At 37.4% G+C, this 17,569-nt stretch carries 18 protein-coding genes; 13 read left to right on the top strand and 5 right to left on the bottom strand.

Annotation, left to right across the window (positions count from 1 at the left end):
* The first annotated feature begins 91 nt into the window (after positions 1-91).
* Both FBR08_RS14495 and FBR08_RS16790 read left to right on the top strand, forming a co-directional pair.
* Positions 92-676: a sigma-70 family RNA polymerase sigma factor gene (locus FBR08_RS14495; protein WP_158963378.1), complete on the top strand. Its 585-nt coding sequence runs from the start codon at positions 92-94 to the stop codon at positions 674-676.
* A gap of 48 nt (positions 677-724) precedes the next feature.
* Positions 725-880: a hypothetical protein gene (locus FBR08_RS16790; RefSeq protein ID WP_199268607.1), complete on the top strand. Its 156-nt coding sequence runs from the start codon at positions 725-727 to the stop codon at positions 878-880.
* Positions 881-893: 13 nt separating this feature from the next.
* Here FBR08_RS16790 and FBR08_RS14500 read toward each other — a convergent pair whose 3' ends face one another.
* Positions 894-1,565: an endonuclease III domain-containing protein gene (locus tag FBR08_RS14500; protein ID WP_158963379.1), complete on the bottom strand. Its 672-nt coding sequence runs from the start codon at positions 1,563-1,565 to the stop codon at positions 894-896.
* Between the two features lie 274 nt (positions 1,566-1,839).
* Between FBR08_RS14500 and FBR08_RS14505 the strand changes: the two genes are divergently transcribed.
* On the top strand, positions 1,840-2,934 hold the full coding sequence (locus tag FBR08_RS14505) for a hypothetical protein (protein ID WP_158963380.1): 1,095 nt from the start codon (positions 1,840-1,842) through the stop codon (positions 2,932-2,934).
* A gap of 134 nt (positions 2,935-3,068) precedes the next feature.
* On the opposite strand, the gene lpdA is transcribed toward FBR08_RS14505, so the two are convergent.
* The 4 genes from lpdA to FBR08_RS14525 all read right to left on the bottom strand — a co-directional run bounded on the left by lpdA (position 3,069) and on the right by FBR08_RS14525 (position 7,864).
* On the bottom strand, positions 3,069-4,472 hold the full coding sequence (gene lpdA / locus FBR08_RS14510; RefSeq protein ID WP_158963381.1) for a dihydrolipoyl dehydrogenase: 1,404 nt from the start codon (positions 4,470-4,472) through the stop codon (positions 3,069-3,071).
* A 16-nt stretch (positions 4,473-4,488) separates the two neighbouring features.
* A complete protein-coding gene (locus FBR08_RS14515; protein ID WP_158963382.1) occupies positions 4,489-5,661 on the bottom strand; it encodes a thiolase family protein in 1,173 nt (390 codons plus the stop codon).
* Positions 5,662-5,752: 91 nt separating this feature from the next.
* Complete coding sequence (locus FBR08_RS14520) at positions 5,753-6,346, bottom strand: TetR/AcrR family transcriptional regulator (protein ID WP_158963383.1); 594 nt, start codon at positions 6,344-6,346, stop codon at positions 5,753-5,755.
* A gap of 468 nt (positions 6,347-6,814) precedes the next feature.
* Positions 6,815-7,864, bottom strand: coding sequence for a carboxypeptidase regulatory-like domain-containing protein (locus FBR08_RS14525; RefSeq protein WP_158963384.1), 1,050 nt, complete (start codon positions 7,862-7,864; stop codon positions 6,815-6,817).
* Between the two features lie 638 nt (positions 7,865-8,502).
* Here FBR08_RS14525 and pnuC point away from each other — a divergent pair.
* From pnuC to FBR08_RS14575, 10 genes are all read left to right on the top strand, one after another.
* Positions 8,503-9,096: a nicotinamide riboside transporter PnuC gene (pnuC, locus tag FBR08_RS14530; RefSeq protein WP_158963385.1), complete on the top strand. Its 594-nt coding sequence runs from the start codon at positions 8,503-8,505 to the stop codon at positions 9,094-9,096.
* Entirely contained in the window at positions 9,086-10,105 is a 1,020-nt protein-coding gene (locus FBR08_RS14535) for an acyl-CoA dehydrogenase family protein (protein WP_158963386.1), read from the top strand. Before pnuC ends, FBR08_RS14535 begins: the two co-directional genes overlap by 11 nt.
* A gap of 133 nt (positions 10,106-10,238) precedes the next feature.
* On the top strand, positions 10,239-11,081 hold the full coding sequence (locus FBR08_RS14540) for an EamA family transporter (RefSeq protein ID WP_158963387.1): 843 nt from the start codon (positions 10,239-10,241) through the stop codon (positions 11,079-11,081).
* Positions 11,082-11,223: 142 nt separating this feature from the next.
* Positions 11,224-12,696: an aminoacyl-histidine dipeptidase gene (locus FBR08_RS14545; RefSeq protein ID WP_158963388.1), complete on the top strand. Its 1,473-nt coding sequence runs from the start codon at positions 11,224-11,226 to the stop codon at positions 12,694-12,696.
* 159 nt (positions 12,697-12,855) lie between these two features.
* Positions 12,856-13,371 carry a hypothetical protein gene (locus FBR08_RS14550; protein WP_158963389.1) on the top strand — a complete coding sequence of 172 codons (516 nt, stop codon included), beginning with the start codon at positions 12,856-12,858 and terminating at the stop codon, positions 13,369-13,371.
* Positions 13,372-13,548: 177 nt separating this feature from the next.
* Entirely contained in the window at positions 13,549-13,971 is a 423-nt protein-coding gene (locus FBR08_RS14555) for a hypothetical protein (RefSeq protein ID WP_158963390.1), read from the top strand.
* Positions 13,972-14,085: 114 nt separating this feature from the next.
* Entirely contained in the window at positions 14,086-14,691 is a 606-nt protein-coding gene (locus tag FBR08_RS14560) for a YceI family protein (protein WP_158963391.1), read from the top strand.
* A 94-nt stretch (positions 14,692-14,785) separates the two neighbouring features.
* The gene (prfA, locus tag FBR08_RS14565; RefSeq protein WP_158963392.1) at positions 14,786-15,859 is read left to right on the top strand and encodes a peptide chain release factor 1; all 1,074 of its coding nucleotides are present in this window, start codon (positions 14,786-14,788) and stop codon (positions 15,857-15,859) included.
* A 59-nt stretch (positions 15,860-15,918) separates the two neighbouring features.
* Entirely contained in the window at positions 15,919-16,743 is an 825-nt protein-coding gene (pyrF, locus tag FBR08_RS14570) for an orotidine-5'-phosphate decarboxylase (protein WP_158963393.1), read from the top strand.
* A complete protein-coding gene (locus FBR08_RS14575) occupies positions 16,737-17,534 on the top strand; it encodes an ABC transporter substrate-binding protein (RefSeq protein ID WP_158963394.1) in 798 nt (265 codons plus the stop codon). Before pyrF ends, FBR08_RS14575 begins: the two co-directional genes overlap by 7 nt.
* Positions 17,535-17,569: the final 35 nt, after the last annotated feature.

Below are 17,569 nucleotides of genomic sequence, written 5' to 3' on the forward strand. Positions count from 1 at the left end.
TTTGTTGCACTTAACCGATAAAATTAAAGGCCTATATAACAGCATTACTTTTTTTAGATACAAATAAAACAGCTATAAAAAGAATTTTGTTATGGAATTAATTCAATTACCAGATGCAACTTTAGTGCATCATTATGTTGGAGGAAATGAACAGGCGCTTGAAATTTTAATTAAAAGACATCAAGCTAAAATTTTTGGATTTATTTTCAGTAAATTAGATGATGTTGAACTGGCCAACGATATTTTTCAAGATACCTTCATCAAGGTGGTCAATACCCTAAAAACAGGAAAGTACAACGAAGAAGGAAAATTCATTTCTTGGGTAATGCGCATTGCTCACAATTTGATTATGGATCATTACCGCAAAGAAAAACGCGTAACAATATACAACGATACCGAACAAACGCCATTTTTTACGTTTTTAAAAGATGACAGTGAGACGATAGAAGAAGTATTAGTCAACAATCAAATTACAGAAGATTTACAACAGCTAATTCTCGAGTTGCCTGAAGATCAACAAGAAGTGATTCGCATGCGTTTATATCAGGATATGAGCTTTAAGGAGATTGCAGAAACAAGAGCGATTAGCATCAATACGGCATTAGGTAGAATGCGTTATGCCATCATTAATTTGAGGAGACTCATGGAGAAAAGACAAATTTCTCTTAGCCAATAATAAAATCTCGTTTTTTGCGTTTAAAGGGAATAAACCAATAGATTTTATATGGAAAAAAAATACAAAACCCTTTTAAAAACGAAAGAAGCCAAGCTGCCCAAAACAGAATTAATCGAAAAAATACTGACGTATTCTAAATTTTGGTCACATTTAGCACTTAGCGATTTTATGGAGCCAAGTTTGAAAACTTCAAAGGCGAACTAAAAAAAAGCATCGATTATTTCGATGCTTTTTTTTCTTGTTTCTTATAGTATTCATTGAGCACCGTTTTTCGACCAATTACACTCGTTATAATATCTAATTCTAACTTCCAGGCTCTAGCCGGAGAATATTGACGTCCGTACCACACCAATTGCAGGTGCAATTTGTTCCATTTGTCTTTGGGAAATAAGCGTTTGGCGTCTTTCTCCGTTTGTTGTACACTTTTTCCGTTTGAAAACCCCCAGCGATACAGTAAACGATGAATATGCGTATCAACAGGAAAAGCGGGAATATCGAACGCCTGGGCTATGACAACCGAGGCTGTTTTGTGCCCCACGGCAGGTAAACGTTCCAAAGCCTCCATATCTGCAGGCACTTCTCCATTGTGCTCTTCAATTAAAATTTTCGATAAACCGTAGATACCCTTGCTTTTCATTGGAGATAAACCACATGGGCGGATGATGTCTTGAATCTCCGCTACAGTCATCTTGACCATATCATACGGATTATCAGCCTTAGCAAATAAAATAGGCGTGATTTTATTGACGCGCTCATCTGTACATTGTGCCGATAATAAGACCGCAATCAATAGGGTATACGCATCCTTGTGGTCTAAAGGAACGGGTATTTCAGGATATAAGGCATCTAAAGTTTCAAGAACAAAATGCACTTTTTCAGTTTTAGTCATGTTTAAACATTCAAATTATAAGAACATCCTTTGTGAAAAGATTTACAAATATCGTCAAAAAAAATCATATCCTTGGATGAGCACTATAGATTTAGGTAAGCGTGTGATTGGCTATCTCTATCTGAATTGAATAAACTATTTAATCTTTCTATTTTAACTATTTTTAGTATTGAATAATCGTAATTATTTTATTTTTAGTCTTTTATGGTATAATTTTAATTAATTATATTGATTTATATTTAATAGTTTTGCTTTTTAAATTAATCAAATTGTTATGAAAAAAAGAGTTAAAACTGCCGCAGTATTTGCGTTGTTCCTGAGTTTTATTGGGGTTATTTCTTGTAGTAGTGATGACAGTAGTCCTGCACCAACACCGCCAATAGAAGAGATTAAAGTTCCTTCTGCTATTGAGTTTAGTGATTTGAGAAAAAGTATTTTAGAGCGAGAGAAACAATACGTTAACACGACAATTAATGAACATGGAGGAATTACTTTTACGAGTAAGAAAGGAGTGGAAGTAGAGGTCAATTACTTGAGTGTGGGAGATGATTCAGTCCAAGAAGGGGATGAAGTAACCTGTACTTTTATTGAACTATATGATAAAGGGGTGATGGCTTTAGCCAACCGCCCAACGATGGGTATTTATCCCGATCGCGATGAGTATGGTTATTTTGATGTGACGAAAGATGAATATGGTCGTATCCATGCTGAAGGGTACCGCGGATTTATTATTACAGGTGGGGAGTTTTATTTTGATATTAAAGTCAAAGGTAAACAGGTAACGAATTACGGAATCAATATGGTTGTTCCTGCTAAGAATACCAGAGGATTTCAAGAGGGGATGTTGGTTTGGCAAGGAAATGTAAATGAAAAAGATGATTTAACCTTTACGGAGATTCCAATTCAAACAGAAATGGGATTTTTGCAAGGGGATGAAGCCAATGAGAATTATGTGATGTATTTGAATGGATGGGATAATTTACCTGGAGAAATAGGGTGGTCAAACATCGATAAATATGCCAATTTTGAAGGTGAAAAAACACAGTTTTTCGTCAGCGTTCCCCAAGGATATAACTATGAAACTGCGGCTATTTACTTAGGCGTTAAAAATGAAGAAGGACTTGCACATTTGGATGTTTTTCTCAATCACCCTGAACTAGGAGATGTTTTTACAGAGCACTACGGTTGGGTACCAGTAGGATTGGAGGGATACGTGTTCTTTATTTCAGTAGATCCGAATACCAAAAAAGTAGTCTATGCGATTAAAGATATTACAGTAACTAAAAATCAGTTGATTCAAATTAAACCAGAAGATTTAAAAACAGGAACAACGGAAGAGGTGATAGCTATCTTAAATGGATTGCGATAAGAAGGAAGGAAAAAAATCACTTGTTTTTTTGGTTGAACACTTCAACTTGGATGCAATAGAAAAAAGGCGGCTGTCACAATAGGATAGCTGCCTTTTTTGTAGGATAACCTTAGGGTTAGTATAAAATTACCCGTTTAAATTGTAAGGGAAGGTTGACCTACTGCCAGGCGATAGGCATCCTTGAAAACCTCTGAAAAAGTAGGATGAGCATAAGAAATGGAGTACATATCTTGGGCAGTTACCTCATATTCAAGAGCTACAACTGCTTGAGCAATTAGATCCGCAGCACGTGCACCAATGAGATGAACACCCAGAACCTCTCCGTATTTGGGGTCAACGAGTACTTTTGCGAAACCCGCTGTATCCATAGAAGCGCGAGCGCGAGCATTGGCTGAAAATGGAAATTTACCAACGTTATACGGGATGTTTTTATCGATTAATTCTTGCTCTGTTGCACCAACAGAAGCTACTTCAGGCCAGGTATAAACGACACTGGGAATGTGGTTGTACTGCATATGCGGTTTTTGACCATTTAGCGTCTCTACAACAAAAACAGCTTCTTCTTCCGCTTTATGTGCTAACATAGCTCCGCCAATTACATCGCCGATGGCGTAAATGGTCGGGGCAGCTGTTTGCAACTGTGCATTGGTTAGGATAAACCCTTTTGCGTCAAGGGTAACATCCGTGTGTTCTAAACCGAGTCCAGTAGTAAAAGGACGTCGACCCACAGCCATTAGTACATAATCAGCTTCTAGCTGTTGTTCTTGCTCTTCCTTATCTCTGAATTTAACCAAGGCTTGATTTCCAATCGTATCGACGTGATACACACGTTGCTCTAAACGTATATCAATATTGTCCTTTTTGAGTATGTTGTGCAAGGTTTTCCCCAATTCCTTATCCATCGCAGGTAATAAGGTTGAGGCATATTCTAGTATAGTTACTTTAGTTCCCATTCGATTAAAAATAGAAGCCATCTCAACCCCAATAACCCCTCCGCCAATAATGAGTAAACTTGTGGGTTGTTCTGCTAGGGCTAAGGCCTCGGTAGAGGAGATAATGCGCTTTTTATCTAGGTGAATTCCTGGTAATGTTGCAGGCTTAGAACCTGTTGCAATGATAAATTTAGCCGCCGTTATGGAAGTAACCTCGCCTGCGGAAGTAGTTACGGTAATAGACGTATTACTAGTAAAACTAGCGGTACCGAAAAAGGTTGTAATGCCGTTCTTTTGCATTAAAAAAGTCAATCCTTGGGTGGTTTTTTGTACTACTTCTTGTTTTCTTTGATACATTTGTTTGAAATTCAGATGAACTCCTTGAATTTCAATTCCTTGTTTTTTGAACTTAGTTAAGACATCTACATAATGATGGGTACTATCTAGTAGGGCTTTGGTAGGAATACACCCAACATTGGTACATGTACCACCTAATGTCTCGTATTTTTCTATAATGGCTGTTTTGTATCCCAATTGGGCGGCTCGGATGGCGGCTACATATCCACCAGGACCCGAACCAATAACGACAAGATCAAATTTTTCCATTTTTTGTTGTATTAAATTATATTTTTTCAATTACCAGGGCTGTTGCACCTCCACCACCATTGCAAATTGCCGCTACTCCATAGCGCTTATTTTCTTGCTGTAACGCATGGGTTAAAGTGACTAAAATACGTGCACCCGAAGCTCCTATAGGATGTCCTAAGGCCACGGCACCACCGTAAATATTGATGCGATCCAGGGGGATATTCAAGAGCTGAGCCACAGATAAAGGAACAGAAGCATAAGCTTCGTTAATTTCAAATAAATCAATTTCTTCAATAGTTAATTCGGTATTTTTTAGTGCTTTGGGAATGGCTAAAGCGGGCGCTGTCGTAAACCAAAGGGGGTCTTGTGCCGCGTCAGCATATCCAATAATTTTAGCTATGGGTTTTAAATTATAGGTTGCTACTGCGTCTGCAGAGGCTAAAAGAAGCAGCGCCGCACCGTCGTTTAAATTGCTGGAATTGGCGGCTGTTAGTTTGCCGTTTTCTTCAAAAACAGGAGCGAGCTGAGCGAGTTTTTCCGGTATAATCTTGTAAATATCTTCATCGCGATCAATAGGAGTAGGGTTTGATTTATTACGCGATTCCAAAGCGACAATTTCCGCTTTAAATTTGCCCTTTTCCGTTGCTTGTTGAGCCTTTTGATAAGAGTCTAACGCATAAGTATCGAGTTCTTCTCGAGTAAAATTGAAATGGCGGATCCCTATTTCTGCCGCTTTTCCCATGTGGATATTGGCATATGCATCGGTTAGTCCATCGTGTAAAAGCCCGTCAATACTCGTAACATGCCCGAGTTTATGGGTTTGACGAAAAGAAGAATAAAAAGGAACACGACTCATGCTTTCTATTCCTCCAGCGATCACTAAGTGTTCTTGTCCCAACTGAATTTGTTGGGTCGCTAGAGCCACTGCTTTTAACCCAGAAGAACATACTTTGTTGATGGTGGTTGCATCCGTCTGGTCCGAAAGACCAGACAAAATACCTACTTGTCGTGCTGGTGCCTGTCCGAGTCCTGCACTTAATCCATTTCCGATGTAGAGGCTATCTATAGCCGTTGTTGGCAAGTCGAGATCACTGACAATAGACTGTGTGACTACACTACCTAAATCTGTGGCCGCATACGGTTGTAAACTACCTAGAAATCCACCGATAGGTGTTCGTTTAGCCGCTATAATAAATACTTCTTTCATTGTTTTGTTTTTTTAATATTAATAAAATACCGATTGGTATATTTTTGTTTCTAAAAAAAGGCATGGGTTATGCCTTAACAATATTGATAGATTAGTTTGCTAGTTCAGTATGGATAATGTGCTCAATTTGATCAAGTGCAATATTGAGGTGTTTTCGGTCTCCCAGTGATCGAGAAAGTAAAATACCGCCTTCTATGAGAATCACAAATAAAGAGGCTACATCTTCTGCCTGTGCACTTGGTTTAAAATACCCTTGTTCCTTTCCTTGTTCAATTACGCCAGTTAAACGCTGTATCCAGAGCGTAAAATTGTGTTGTACGCTTTCTTTGAGGAAGAGCAGGTGATCATCGGCTTCTGTAGCTGCATTTAATAGAGCACATCCGCCAGAGGTTACGAGTTTCTCCCAATATTGTCTGTAAAAATCGACAAAATTCAGTAAAGCTTCTTTCGGATTTTTTCCTCGATTAAGTGCGGCGTGAATTTCGCGTTTTATGAGGGCCACATTATGTAAAAAAGCTTCAATGACAACCTCATCTTTGTTGCTGAAATTGCCATAAATACTTCCTTTTGTTAGTCCAGTGATCGCGGTAATGTCCGATATAGAAGTAGCTGCGTAGCCTTTTGTATTAAACAAAGGCGCTGTTTTTTCTATAATGAACTGTCTTGTTTTAGCTGCTTTACTCATCTTTAAAAGTAGATTGATGCAACAAAGATATAAAAAATACCAATTGGTATATTGAGTGAATCACCTAATTTTTGAAAGAATACATTTTTAACGTTGTCAAAAGATGGTAGAATTGTATGTGGAAAAAACTTATTACTTTAGTTGCGTAGGTAGTTTTCCATAGTGTTTTTTACAAGCAGTCGTAAAGTGATGCCTGTGTTTATATCCTACAGATGCTGCAATTGCATAAATCCTATACACATTGCTTGCCAAAACGCCTTGTTTAAGATGTTTTGAGTAGTTCAAGCGGAGGATTACAAGTAAACCAAGAATATAAAAGTAGCTTTTAAATAGGCTGGATGAAATGATTTAAAAAGAGGAAGTAGTATCGAGCAGGTTAGATTAAAAACAAAAGCAGGGAGCGCTAGATAGCGCTCCCTGCTTCATATTTAACAAGTGTAAAATAGAAAAAATAAAGAATGAATTTTTTTATTTTTTGGTATTGATGGTGATTTCTCCTGTGTACTTTCCTATGATTTTTTCTTTGGGTTTACCTTTAAAGTCCATCGTCCATAGTGTAAAGTCAATTTTACCGTCTTTAACTAGTTCTATATATTGATTTCCCGTTGCTGTTTTGTACATATCTGCTAGGTCTACAGAAGAGCCTTCATCCGTGTGTACGTCTAACCATGTAGAACTCCAAGTAGTTAAACCAAAAGGTTCAAAAGGAGTAATGGTGTAATTTCCATTTTTTGGAGATACTTGAAAAGCGAGTAGTTCTCTCTTAAATTCCACATTAAATTGAAGTACATTATTGAAGCTGTTAATCCCATTAGACAACTCTAATCGATATTGATCATAAATTCCTCCATCTCCAACTTTTTGACCAATATATTTAAAAGAAGCCTTACTTAGGTCATATCTTTTGTCTTGGTAAATAAAATAACTAGGGGATTTAATTTCAACTTCACTTACGCGAACATCTATCGGTAAGGGTTGACTAGCTTCGTATCCTTCTTTAGTAGCAATAAAGGTGTAATTGCCTGCCTTTTGCGCTAACCAAGATGAGCCTACTTCCTTGCCATCGAGTTTAATAACAGCATCTGAAATTTGCTGATTGTTATTGTCTTTTACAGTAAATTTGATCGTTTCTCCTTCATAGAAAATTGTTCTTTCTGCAGATAAAACCAACTTTTTTTGCGTGGCTTGTCCGTTGTTTACTTTGATCGTTATACTGTTACTGTTTTTGTAACCTTCCTTTTTGGCAATGACAGTATAGGTACCTGCCTGTTGGAAAATAAATGGATTAGAAATGGCCACATTGTCAATAAATAAGGTAGCTCCTGCAACTAATTCATTGTTTTCTTTTACCGTAAATTCTACAGCTTCTCCTTCTTTAATGTCGGTTTTGTTTGATGTTAATACTAAGGCTTTTTCTACGAATGGCGGTTCAGAATCCGAACTTTTGCTACAAGAAGTTGCCATCATAATTAAACTAAATAATGCAGTTAATGCAAATAATGAAAATGCTTTTTTCATAAAGATTTATTTAAAAAATTATTTATAATGAGCAAAATTAGTCTAATTATTTACGCTTGCAACTTTAAATTGATTAAATAGTGGTTTTTAATGCATATTTGTTAATTATTCAATTTTTGAAAAAAAATACCAATGTATATTTATTTAAACACAACTATTATTGTTAGTATGTTTAATTTTTTAATAAAAAAAATAAACATACTTCATATTTAATGTGTTTTTGTTATTTATTATTCAAATAAGAATACGCGAAAGATTAAATAAACAAATAAGTATAAGGGGCGCATCAACGCAAAAATCGGATTGGATGGTTTATTTAAGTTAGAAGTAATATAAACTTACTGTTGAATCACGAGACTATTTTGTTGGGGTTATCTAAATTTAGTAGTAGAAGTTGTTAGAGTTTACAAACTTCTAAATAGGGGTACTGGTAATCTGAGGTTTGGTTCTTTTTTACAGAAGGTTCATCCTTCATTTTTTTGTATCAGAAAAAAACGTCAACTTTGTGCCCTTAAAGGGGTGCTGCAAGGTATTGTGGCTGAGATGATACCCTGGAACTCGTTTCCGCACCTGATCTAGGTAATGCTAGCGTAGGGATTGACTATTTATCATCTCATCATTTACTTTATTAAGTTAATATGATGCAGGACATTTTACAACAAACAACGTGGGCCGAATGGCTCGGTGTTCTTTTTTCTATGATTCAAGTGGTGCTTGCATCGAGAAATAACTCCAACAACTATCTTTTTGGCATTGCCGGTATATCTTTGACCCTTTATGTCATGATTGTCGCAAAGCTCTATGGTGAATTTACACTCAATCTTTATTATTTAGTGATGAGTATTTACGGTTGGTTGTATTGGAAGTACGGCAAACAAAAAGAAGAAGCGAAAATTTCGATTACCAATACCCAAGAGAGACTTATTGTAGTGGGCCTTGTCAGCTTTACATTCATCTTGTTTTGGTTTTTTCTCACTCATTATACTGATTCTGATGTGCCTATTTGGGATTCCTTAGTCTCCGCTTTTGCTTGGGCAGGGATGTGGTTGATGGCAAAGCGAAAGATTGAGAATTGGATACTACTGAACATCAGCAACTTGATATCTGTGCCTTTGATGATTCACAAAGACTTGTATCTCTATGCGGGATTAACGGTTTTCTTGTTTATTGTTGCGGTAGTGGGGTTTGTCAAATGGAGTAAAATCTTAAAGGAGCAGCAATATGTTAAGTGATGGTGAATTGAGGGCTCGTATGCAAGGGGCTACGGCTATTTCGGATGAGGTGATCAACCATATTTACAAAAAGCGATGGTTGCAAATCTGGGTACCACAAAGTTATGGAGGTTTGGGATGTGATTTTAAAACTGGAATTACCTATCTATACGAATGGGCAAAGATAGATGGGAGTTTAGGGTGGATGCTTACCCTGTGTTCTGGTGCAAATTACTTTGCTCGGAACATGCTGCCTGAAACGGCTAAACGATTATTTGCCAAGGAGTATACTTGTTTTGGAGGTAGTGGTATGGTGGGTGGAACAGCAGATGAACAAGAAGACGGATCGTATCTCCTTCAGGGGGTGTGGCATTATGCGACTGGTGCGCCTTATTTGAGTCATTTTACACTCAACGCTCGACTGCTGAAACAAGGAAAACCACGCTTGGATGCTGAAGGAAATCCTTGTATTCGCTCTTTTATCGTAGAGCAGAGTAAGGTGACGATTATTCCAAATTGGAAATCTATGGGGATGAAAGCGACAGGGACCTTTTCTTTTGAGGTGAACCAAGTGACCGTTCCTGCAGATTATCACTTTGTATATGACACTTTTTATACTGCTGATGTTGTAACTAAAATTCCCTTTCGCACTTTTGCTGATTTGACACTCCTTGTGAACTATTTGGGCATGGCCTATCACTATATGGAAGAAGCGCAGACTGTACTTCCGGCCAAAGTTTTAGCCTCGGATCAAAGTGAAATCAACACTGCTTTTGAAACAGTCCTTGACTATGCCAGTCAAATCGAAATCGCTTTAGCGAATAATGCAGCTGTAGCGCTTGAAATACAAGAGGAAATACACACTTTTGGAACACAAGTGGTTGCCCAATTAATCGAACAAGTGATTCGTGTACACGTTCAATTGGGGATTAAGGGAACTCAAGTAGATCAACCAATACATCAAGTGTTCGCTGATTTTTTTACAGCAACCCAACACGCTAATTTTAGATCAGATTTGACGGTTTTTTAATTTTTAATTCTGTATTCTTCTAAAATAAAAAGGTTGTTTCCATTGTAAGACTTCTCTTGAAGCACTACTTTTGCACCAAATTTGAACTTTATGCTTGCAGAAGAATAAAGTTTATTTTTTTTAATTATTTGAAATGAGTGAAAAAAGAACTGCTATTTCAGCCGCTTTGACTTCTATAATGTGTGTGCAAGGGGGTGCGTCTTTAGCAAAAAGGCTGTTTCCAGTTTTAGGACCAGCAGGTGCAAGCTCTTTGCGCATTGGTTTATCCGCTATCTTGTTGCTACTTATCAATAGACCTAATTTTAAAGCATTAACCAAACAACAATGGTTGTGCTGTTTGGGCTATGGCGTGAGTATTGGAGGCATGAACTTACTCTTTTATTTTGCAATCGAAAGAGTGCCCTTAGGATTGGGAGTGACCGTAGAATTCGTAGGTCCTTTGCTTTTAGCTTTATTTTTATCGAGAAAAGTACTCGATGTACTTTGGGCTTTGCTCGCTTGTGTTGGAATCTTGTTGATTGTGCCTTGGAAGAGCAATAATGTGGATTTATTCGGACTTGCGATGGCTTTTACAGCGGGGATGTTTTGGGTTGGTTATATTGTCATGGGAAGCAAGGTTTCCCAACTAATAGATGGGCGAACTGCGGTTTCTGTTGGAACATTATTTGCCGCAATGATTATCGTTCCTGTCGGCATTGCCTCTGGAGGATTGGTTCATCTTACGCTCAATCTTTTTTTATTGGGATTGGCAGTTGCTATTTTGTCTAGTGCACTTCCTTTTACGTTGGACTTGGTCGCAATGAAGCGCATGCCTGCTAAGAGCTTTAGTATTTTAACTAGTTTACACCCTGCATTTGCAGCTTTGAGTGGATTATTGTTCTTAGGTGAAGCACTTAGCTTGATTCAGTGGTTGTCTATAGCATGTGTTGTTTTTGCAAGTATAGGAACTACAATAACTTCATCTAAAGCTAGTTAGTGGTTGTTTGTTAATCTTTTACTTTACTTGTTTTAAGAAGTGTAGGAGGAGGCAGAGAACAAAATAAAAGTTAGCACTCCATTTTTAAAGAGAATAGTTTACCTTTGAGGTACAAGGAATAATAAGAATCTAGATTGAAATTATGAACCAAGAAATAAGAAACTTAGAACCTAAACAAGTATGGAATAAGTTTGCTGATTTAAATGCTGTGCCACGTCCTTCTAAAAAAGAAGAACGCGTGATTGCGTTTATGGTAGACTTTGGAAAGTCATTAGGATTAGAAACAATCCAGGATGAGGTAGGAAATGTCATCATCAAAAAACCTGCAACGGCGGGAATGGAGAACAGAAAGACTATTGTGATGCAATCACACTTGGATATGGTTCACCAAAAAAACAACGATACGGATTTCGATTTTGATACACAGGGAATCGAAATGTATGTGGAAGATGGATGGGTACGTGCTAAAGGAACTACTTTAGGGGCGGATAACGGACTTGGAGTTGCTACAATTATGGCAATTTTAGAGAGTTCAACTATTCCACATCCTGCGATTGAGGCTCTTTTTACAATTGATGAAGAAACCGGAATGACAGGGGCAAAGGGATTAAAAGGAGGCCTATTAGCAGGTGAAATTCTTTTAAATTTAGATACAGAAGAAGACGACGAAATTGATATCGGATGTGCTGGAGGAATTGACGTAACTGCAGCAGCAGAATACGATGAAGAAGATGCACCAGGAAATTCAGTAGGATATCGCATTACAATTAAAGGATTGAACGGTGGGCATTCAGGAATGGATATCCACAAAGGATTGGGGAATGCCAACAAAATCATGAACCGATTATTGTTTGATTCTTTTGATAATTTTGGCTTGCAAATCGCTACAATTAAAGGTGGAAGCTTGCGCAATGCAATTCCACGCGAAAGTGTAGCAACTGTTGTTATTGCTCAGATGTACGATGAAGCTTTTGTATACGATATGACGCAAATTGTAGAGGATATCAAAGCAGAATTACATACAGTAGATCCAGAATTGGAAGTGATCTTTGAAAAATTAGACGAAGCTGAAACGCCGAAAAAAGTAATGCCTTCTATGGCACAATATTTTTTCGTGCGCTCGATGTATGCTGCTCATAATGGCGTATTCCGCATGAGCCCAGATTTCGATGATTTAGTTGAAGCGTCGAATAATATCGCTAAAATTGAGGTAGGTAACGGACAGTTAACGGTAAAATGTTTAACGCGTTCATCTGTTGAATCTTCTAAAATGGACGTAGCCAATGGTTTGCGCTCGGCTTTCGAATTAATGGGATGTGAAGTTGAGTTTTCAGGTTCTTACCCAGGATGGAGCCCGAATCCTAGCTCGGAAATTTTAGATGTGTTAGTGGATATTTACGAAAAACAACACAGCGAAAAACCTAGTGTTGTGGCTTGTCACGCGGGATTAGAATGTGGAATCTTAGGAACGCATTATCCAGATATGGATATGATTTCTTTTGGTCCGACAATCAAAGGAGCTCACTCTCCTGCAGAACGCGCGAATATTGAGTCCCTTCAAAAATTCTGGAACTTTGTTTTAGAGATCTTAAAGCAAATCCCCGAAAGAAAATAAACGCATCGAACGATCGTTAATAGTAAAAAAACAGCAAGAGCCTTTCTTGCTGTTTTTTTTATGTCAAAATCAAGTGCTTTAAATTAAATTATCATAAAATTAAAAAGCACTACTATTATTTTGTACTTTTCCATTCGTTAATAACGAATATGCATTGGTATGAAATTAATAAGAAAGAAGGGAATTAGAATGTTGTTGGTTGTGCCAATACTCTTTTCTTCCGCTTGTATTAGAGAAGGAGACCCAACACATTATCACTATACCATCGAAAATCAAAGTGGTGTTCCGGTAGAGTTGAAAGTCTACAGCATGGAAAAAGATGGAGCAAAAAATAATGTGCACTACATTTCCTTGGCTCCTAACGAACAAATAACAAAAAATTACAAAGATTATCCTTCTTATAGTGGCTATAATTTTGCTGAATTTTTTCGCACAAAGGAAGGAGCGCCTAATGTGGTAGAAGTTATTTATGAAAATAAGAAGAAAACCGTTTTTGTACAACTGCAATTCAATGGTATAATAGAGAATAACTGCACAAACGTTTTTGGGGAAATAGTGGACTGTGAGGAAAGAAATCTGTTAGATACATTTAACTATAGAAATGTAGAGGAGCATTATAAGATAACAAAAGCAGATTATGAAGCAGCAACAGATTGCGATGGGGATTGTCACTAGGCTAAGGCGATTGCGAATAACATTTAGGAGCGTACAGCTAGTGAAAATCGGGAAATTACGAGTAATTGAACACTTGTTTGATGTGTGCGTTGAAAAATAAAGACAAATTATAAAATCAGTTTTAATAAGGATATAATGCAAGTATTTTTACTGCTATAATCCAATCAAATATTTAGGATGAAAACACTTTACTTTACCTTCGTGGCACTATGTTTTACAAGCATCTTGGTGGCCCAAGAGGTTAAATTTAAAAACAAATCGGTATTTATTGATAAACAAGAGGTGTTGCGCTATGAACAACCTTTTTTATCCGATGAAATTACGTTCAAAAAACTCCATTCGCAGGAGGAAGTTGTTTATATCACGCCTGCAAGAGAAGATAGAGGAAAATACAATGAAATAATCTATTATACCCTTGTTTTTGTGCAAGAAAAAGTGTCTTTTGAAACACAAAAATTCAATCAAAAAGGCATGAAAAATATTTTCAAACAATTGGTGAAAGAAGGGGTTGTTTTGCCTGATGGAACTGTCAATGTTGAGGCTATGGAACGCTTTAAAGTGAAATATGAAGACACCCTTACCAAGCTTTTAATTCGCTAAGAGGAAGACAGATAATCCTAAATATTTTAAGGAAATTTTAATTTTTAAGCCAGGCGAATTGTAAATTGCTTTTTGTACATTAGTTGCCTCAAGAAAACAAAACTCAAAAGCATTATGAAAAAATCAATCTTAGCACTGGCATTAGTAAGTTTAGTAGCTATTTCATGTGGAGATAAAAAATCAACAGATACAACTACACCCGAACAAGCTGTAGAGCAAACAACAGAAGTGCCTCAACAAAAAGAGTTGACTTACGCTATTGAATGGACTGCATTCAAAACACCAGCAAAAGTTGGAGTAAAAGGAACATTTGATCAAGTGAAATTGTCAGAGGTAAACCAAGAAGCAGCTACGTTAGCTGAAGGATTAAAAGGAGCTCAGTTTTCAATTGTCACAAGTTCAGCTAGTACGGGAGATCCAGCTAGAGATGAAACGTTGCGTTTGAATTTCTTCAGTAAGTTAGTAGGAAACATCAATGGATTCTTTGGAGAGTTTAAAGAGGGGAAAGTACTTGTAAATCTTACGCTGAATGGAATTACGAAAGAAAAAGAGTTTTCTTATGAAGAAACAGAAGCAGGTGTAAAATTAAATGGTGCGATTGACATCTTAGCAGATTTTACTGCAAAAGACGCTTTCAATGCTTTACATGAAGCTTGTGGTGCTTTACACGAAGGAAAAACATGGTCTGATGTAGAGATTGCTGTAGAGATTAAAAAATAAAAGTAATAAAAGAGATGAAATGAAGAGGAATATGCAGATATATTCCTCTTTTTTTTTACCTTTGCAGTCCAATTAAATTATCTCTTTTCTAGATATGACAGATCGATTACAAATTATAAAACAGCGTTTTGACGAAATCTCGGATTTGATTATTCAGCCCGATGTGATTGCAGATCAAAAACGATATGTTCAATTAAACAAAGAATATAAAGATTTAAAGCAGTTGGTTGAAAAACGTACTGAATACTTAAATCTTACAGCAAATATAGCAGAAGCAAATGAAATCTTAGCGGACGGGAGTGATGCAGAAATGGTTGATATGGCCAAAATGCAACTAGAAGAAGCGAAAGATCGCATGCCAGAATTAGAAGATGAAATAAAATTTCTTTTAATTCCAAAAGATCCAGAAGACACGAAAAACGTAATGGTGGAAGTGCGTGCTGGAACGGGAGGAGATGAAGCGAGTATTTTTGCTGGAGACCTGTTTAGAATGTATACCAAGTATTGTGAATCTAGAGGTTGGAGAACATCTGTTGTAGATGTGAACGAAGGGACTTCGGGAGGATACAAAGAGGTTATTTTTGAAGTAACAGGAGAAGATGTGTACGGAACACTGAAGTTTGAAGCAGGGGTGCACCGTGTACAGCGTGTTCCTCAAACAGAAACACAAGGTCGTGTTCACACTTCTGCAGCAACCGTAATGGTGTTGCCTGAAGCGGAAGAATTTGACGTTCACATTGATATGAACGATGTGCGTATTGACTTATTCTGTTCGTCAGGACCTGGAGGACAGTCGGTAAATACAACGAAATCTGCCGTGCGTATGACGCATATCCCAACCGGATTAGTCGCGCAATGTCAGGATGAAAAATCACAGCACAAAAATAAAGATAAAGCTTTGTCTGTATTGCGTTCTCGTTTATACGAAATGGAGTTGGCGAAAAAGCAAGAAGAAGATGCTAAAAAACGTAACTCTCAAGTAAGTAGTGGTGACCGTTCTGCAAAAATTAGAACGTATAACTATCCACAAGGACGCGTGACAGATCACCGCATTGGATTGACGCTATACGATCTAGATGGTGTGATGAATGGAGGTATTCAGAAAATTGTAGAAGAGTTACAATTGGTGAGTAATACAGAGAAGTTAAAAGAAAGCGAAGTTTATTAATACGCAAGATAAAGAAAAACCACACTAAGCAGTGTGGTTTTTTTACAAAGTACTAGAGCATGACAACACAACAACTCATTGAGCAAATTCAACGCAAAAAATCGTTTCTATGTGTAGGGTTAGACGTTGATTTAACTAAGATTCCCGTATTTTTACTCGAAGAAGAGGATCCGATTTTTAGTTTCAACAAAGCAATTATTGACGCTACCCATGATTTAGCGGTAGCCTATAAACCCAATATCGCTTTTTTTGAAGCTTATGGATTGAAAGGATGGGAGTCTTTGAAAAAGACGATTGCTTATATCAAGGAGTATTATCCAGCATTGTACACGATTGCAGATGCGAAAAGAGGCGATATCGGCAATACAGCAACCATGTATGCTAAGGCCTTTTTTGAAGATATGGCTTTTGACAGTGTAACGGTTGCTCCTTATATGGGAAAAGATTCTGTAGAACCTTTTTTGGCTTTTGAAAACAAACACACCATTTTGTTGGCCTTAACGTCTAATGAAGGAGCTTTTGATTTTCAAACGCAATTGATTGATGGAGAACCCTTGTACAAAAAGGTAATTCAAACATCGCAACACTATAAAAATGCATCGAATTTGATGTATGTAGTAGGAGCGACAAAAGCAGAATATTTCAAGGATATTCGCCAAGTTGCGCCTACAAGCTTCCTATTAGTTCCAGGTGTTGGAGCACAAGGAGGTAGCTTACAAGAAGTTTGTCAGTATGGATTAGCAGAAAATGTGGGGTTGTTGATTAATTCTTCCCGCGGGATTATTTACGCTTCGAATCAAGCGGATTTTGCGGAGAAAGCTAGAGAAGAGGCGCTGAAAATGCAGCAAGAAATGCAAGCCATTTTAAAGGAACGATTATGCTAGTATTCAAAGATCAATTAGGACGTGAACACCGGTTTGAGCAATCGCCAAAACGCATCGTTTCTCTTGTGCCATCACTGACAGAAACGCTTTTCGACCTAGGGTTAGAAGATGAATTAGTAGGCATTACAACAGCTTGTATACATCCCTATCACCTCGGGGTAACCAAGGAGCACATTGGAGAACCTCGAAAAGTTGATGTTGAGAAGATTAAGGGATTGAATCCCGATGTTATTATTGCCAATATCGAAGAGAATACACTAGAAGAAATAGAGCGATTAAAGGGAATTTGTCCGATTTGGTTAACAGATGTTCGAACGATGGATCAAAACATTCAGCTAATGGAAGCTTTGGGACAATTGTTTAATAAGCGCACAGAAGCGCGTAAATGGATGGATAAGATCCAGTTTGGGCAAAAGGACTTGATGGACTTTGTAAGTGATAAACAAGGATATAAAGTAGCTTATTTTGTCGGTAAAGACCCATTTACTGTTGCGGGAGAGGGAACGTTGATTCACGAATTCCTAACCTTGAACCAGTTTGAGAATGTCTATGCCACGCGAGCGGAGCTTTATCCTGAAGTTGAAATAAAAAAAATAAGAATACAAGGCGATCCCGAAGTGGTATTTCTCCCTTCCATGCCTTATGCTTTTCAAGAAGAAGATGCTTTTGAAATCGGGCGATTTACCCATCATGGAAAAACAGTCTTTGTCGAAGGAGAAATGTTTTCTTGGTATGGTACCCGGGTGTGTAAGGCATTTGCATACTTTAAACAAATTCACAATCGATTATAAAATAAAAATCTCACTACTAGTGAGATTTTTTTATT

The sequence above is a fragment of the Myroides fluvii genome, from assembly GCF_009792295.1.
Classification (GTDB): domain Bacteria; phylum Bacteroidota; class Bacteroidia; order Flavobacteriales; family Flavobacteriaceae; genus Flavobacterium; species Flavobacterium fluvii_A.

What these genes read in the sequence shown, in the direction of transcription:
- FBR08_RS14495 (WP_158963378.1), top strand. Translation starts at nt 92, where the DNA reads ATGGAATTAATTCAATTACCAGATGCAACTTTAGTGCATCATTATGTT.
- FBR08_RS16790 (WP_199268607.1), top strand. Translation starts at nt 725, where the DNA reads ATGGAAAAAAAATACAAAACCCTTTTAAAAACGAAAGAAGCCAAGCTG.
- FBR08_RS14500 (WP_158963379.1), bottom strand. Translation starts at nt 1,565, where the DNA reads ATGACTAAAACTGAAAAAGTGCATTTTGTTCTTGAAACTTTAGATGCC.
- FBR08_RS14505 (WP_158963380.1), top strand. Translation starts at nt 1,840, where the DNA reads ATGAAAAAAAGAGTTAAAACTGCCGCAGTATTTGCGTTGTTCCTGAGT.
- lpdA (WP_158963381.1), bottom strand. Translation starts at nt 4,472, where the DNA reads ATGGAAAAATTTGATCTTGTCGTTATTGGTTCGGGTCCTGGTGGATAT.
- FBR08_RS14515 (WP_158963382.1), bottom strand. Translation starts at nt 5,661, where the DNA reads ATGAAAGAAGTATTTATTATAGCGGCTAAACGAACACCTATCGGTGGA.
- FBR08_RS14520 (WP_158963383.1), bottom strand. Translation starts at nt 6,346, where the DNA reads ATGAGTAAAGCAGCTAAAACAAGACAGTTCATTATAGAAAAAACAGCG.
- FBR08_RS14525 (WP_158963384.1), bottom strand. Translation starts at nt 7,864, where the DNA reads ATGAAAAAAGCATTTTCATTATTTGCATTAACTGCATTATTTAGTTTA.
- pnuC (WP_158963385.1), top strand. Translation starts at nt 8,503, where the DNA reads ATGATGCAGGACATTTTACAACAAACAACGTGGGCCGAATGGCTCGGT.
- FBR08_RS14535 (WP_158963386.1), top strand. Translation starts at nt 9,086, where the DNA reads ATGTTAAGTGATGGTGAATTGAGGGCTCGTATGCAAGGGGCTACGGCT.
- FBR08_RS14540 (WP_158963387.1), top strand. Translation starts at nt 10,239, where the DNA reads ATGAGTGAAAAAAGAACTGCTATTTCAGCCGCTTTGACTTCTATAATG.
- FBR08_RS14545 (WP_158963388.1), top strand. Translation starts at nt 11,224, where the DNA reads ATGAACCAAGAAATAAGAAACTTAGAACCTAAACAAGTATGGAATAAG.
- FBR08_RS14550 (WP_158963389.1), top strand. Translation starts at nt 12,856, where the DNA reads ATGAAATTAATAAGAAAGAAGGGAATTAGAATGTTGTTGGTTGTGCCA.
- FBR08_RS14555 (WP_158963390.1), top strand. Translation starts at nt 13,549, where the DNA reads ATGAAAACACTTTACTTTACCTTCGTGGCACTATGTTTTACAAGCATC.
- FBR08_RS14560 (WP_158963391.1), top strand. Translation starts at nt 14,086, where the DNA reads ATGAAAAAATCAATCTTAGCACTGGCATTAGTAAGTTTAGTAGCTATT.
- prfA (WP_158963392.1), top strand. Translation starts at nt 14,786, where the DNA reads ATGACAGATCGATTACAAATTATAAAACAGCGTTTTGACGAAATCTCG.
- pyrF (WP_158963393.1), top strand. Translation starts at nt 15,919, where the DNA reads ATGACAACACAACAACTCATTGAGCAAATTCAACGCAAAAAATCGTTT.
- FBR08_RS14575 (WP_158963394.1), top strand. Translation starts at nt 16,737, where the DNA reads ATGCTAGTATTCAAAGATCAATTAGGACGTGAACACCGGTTTGAGCAA.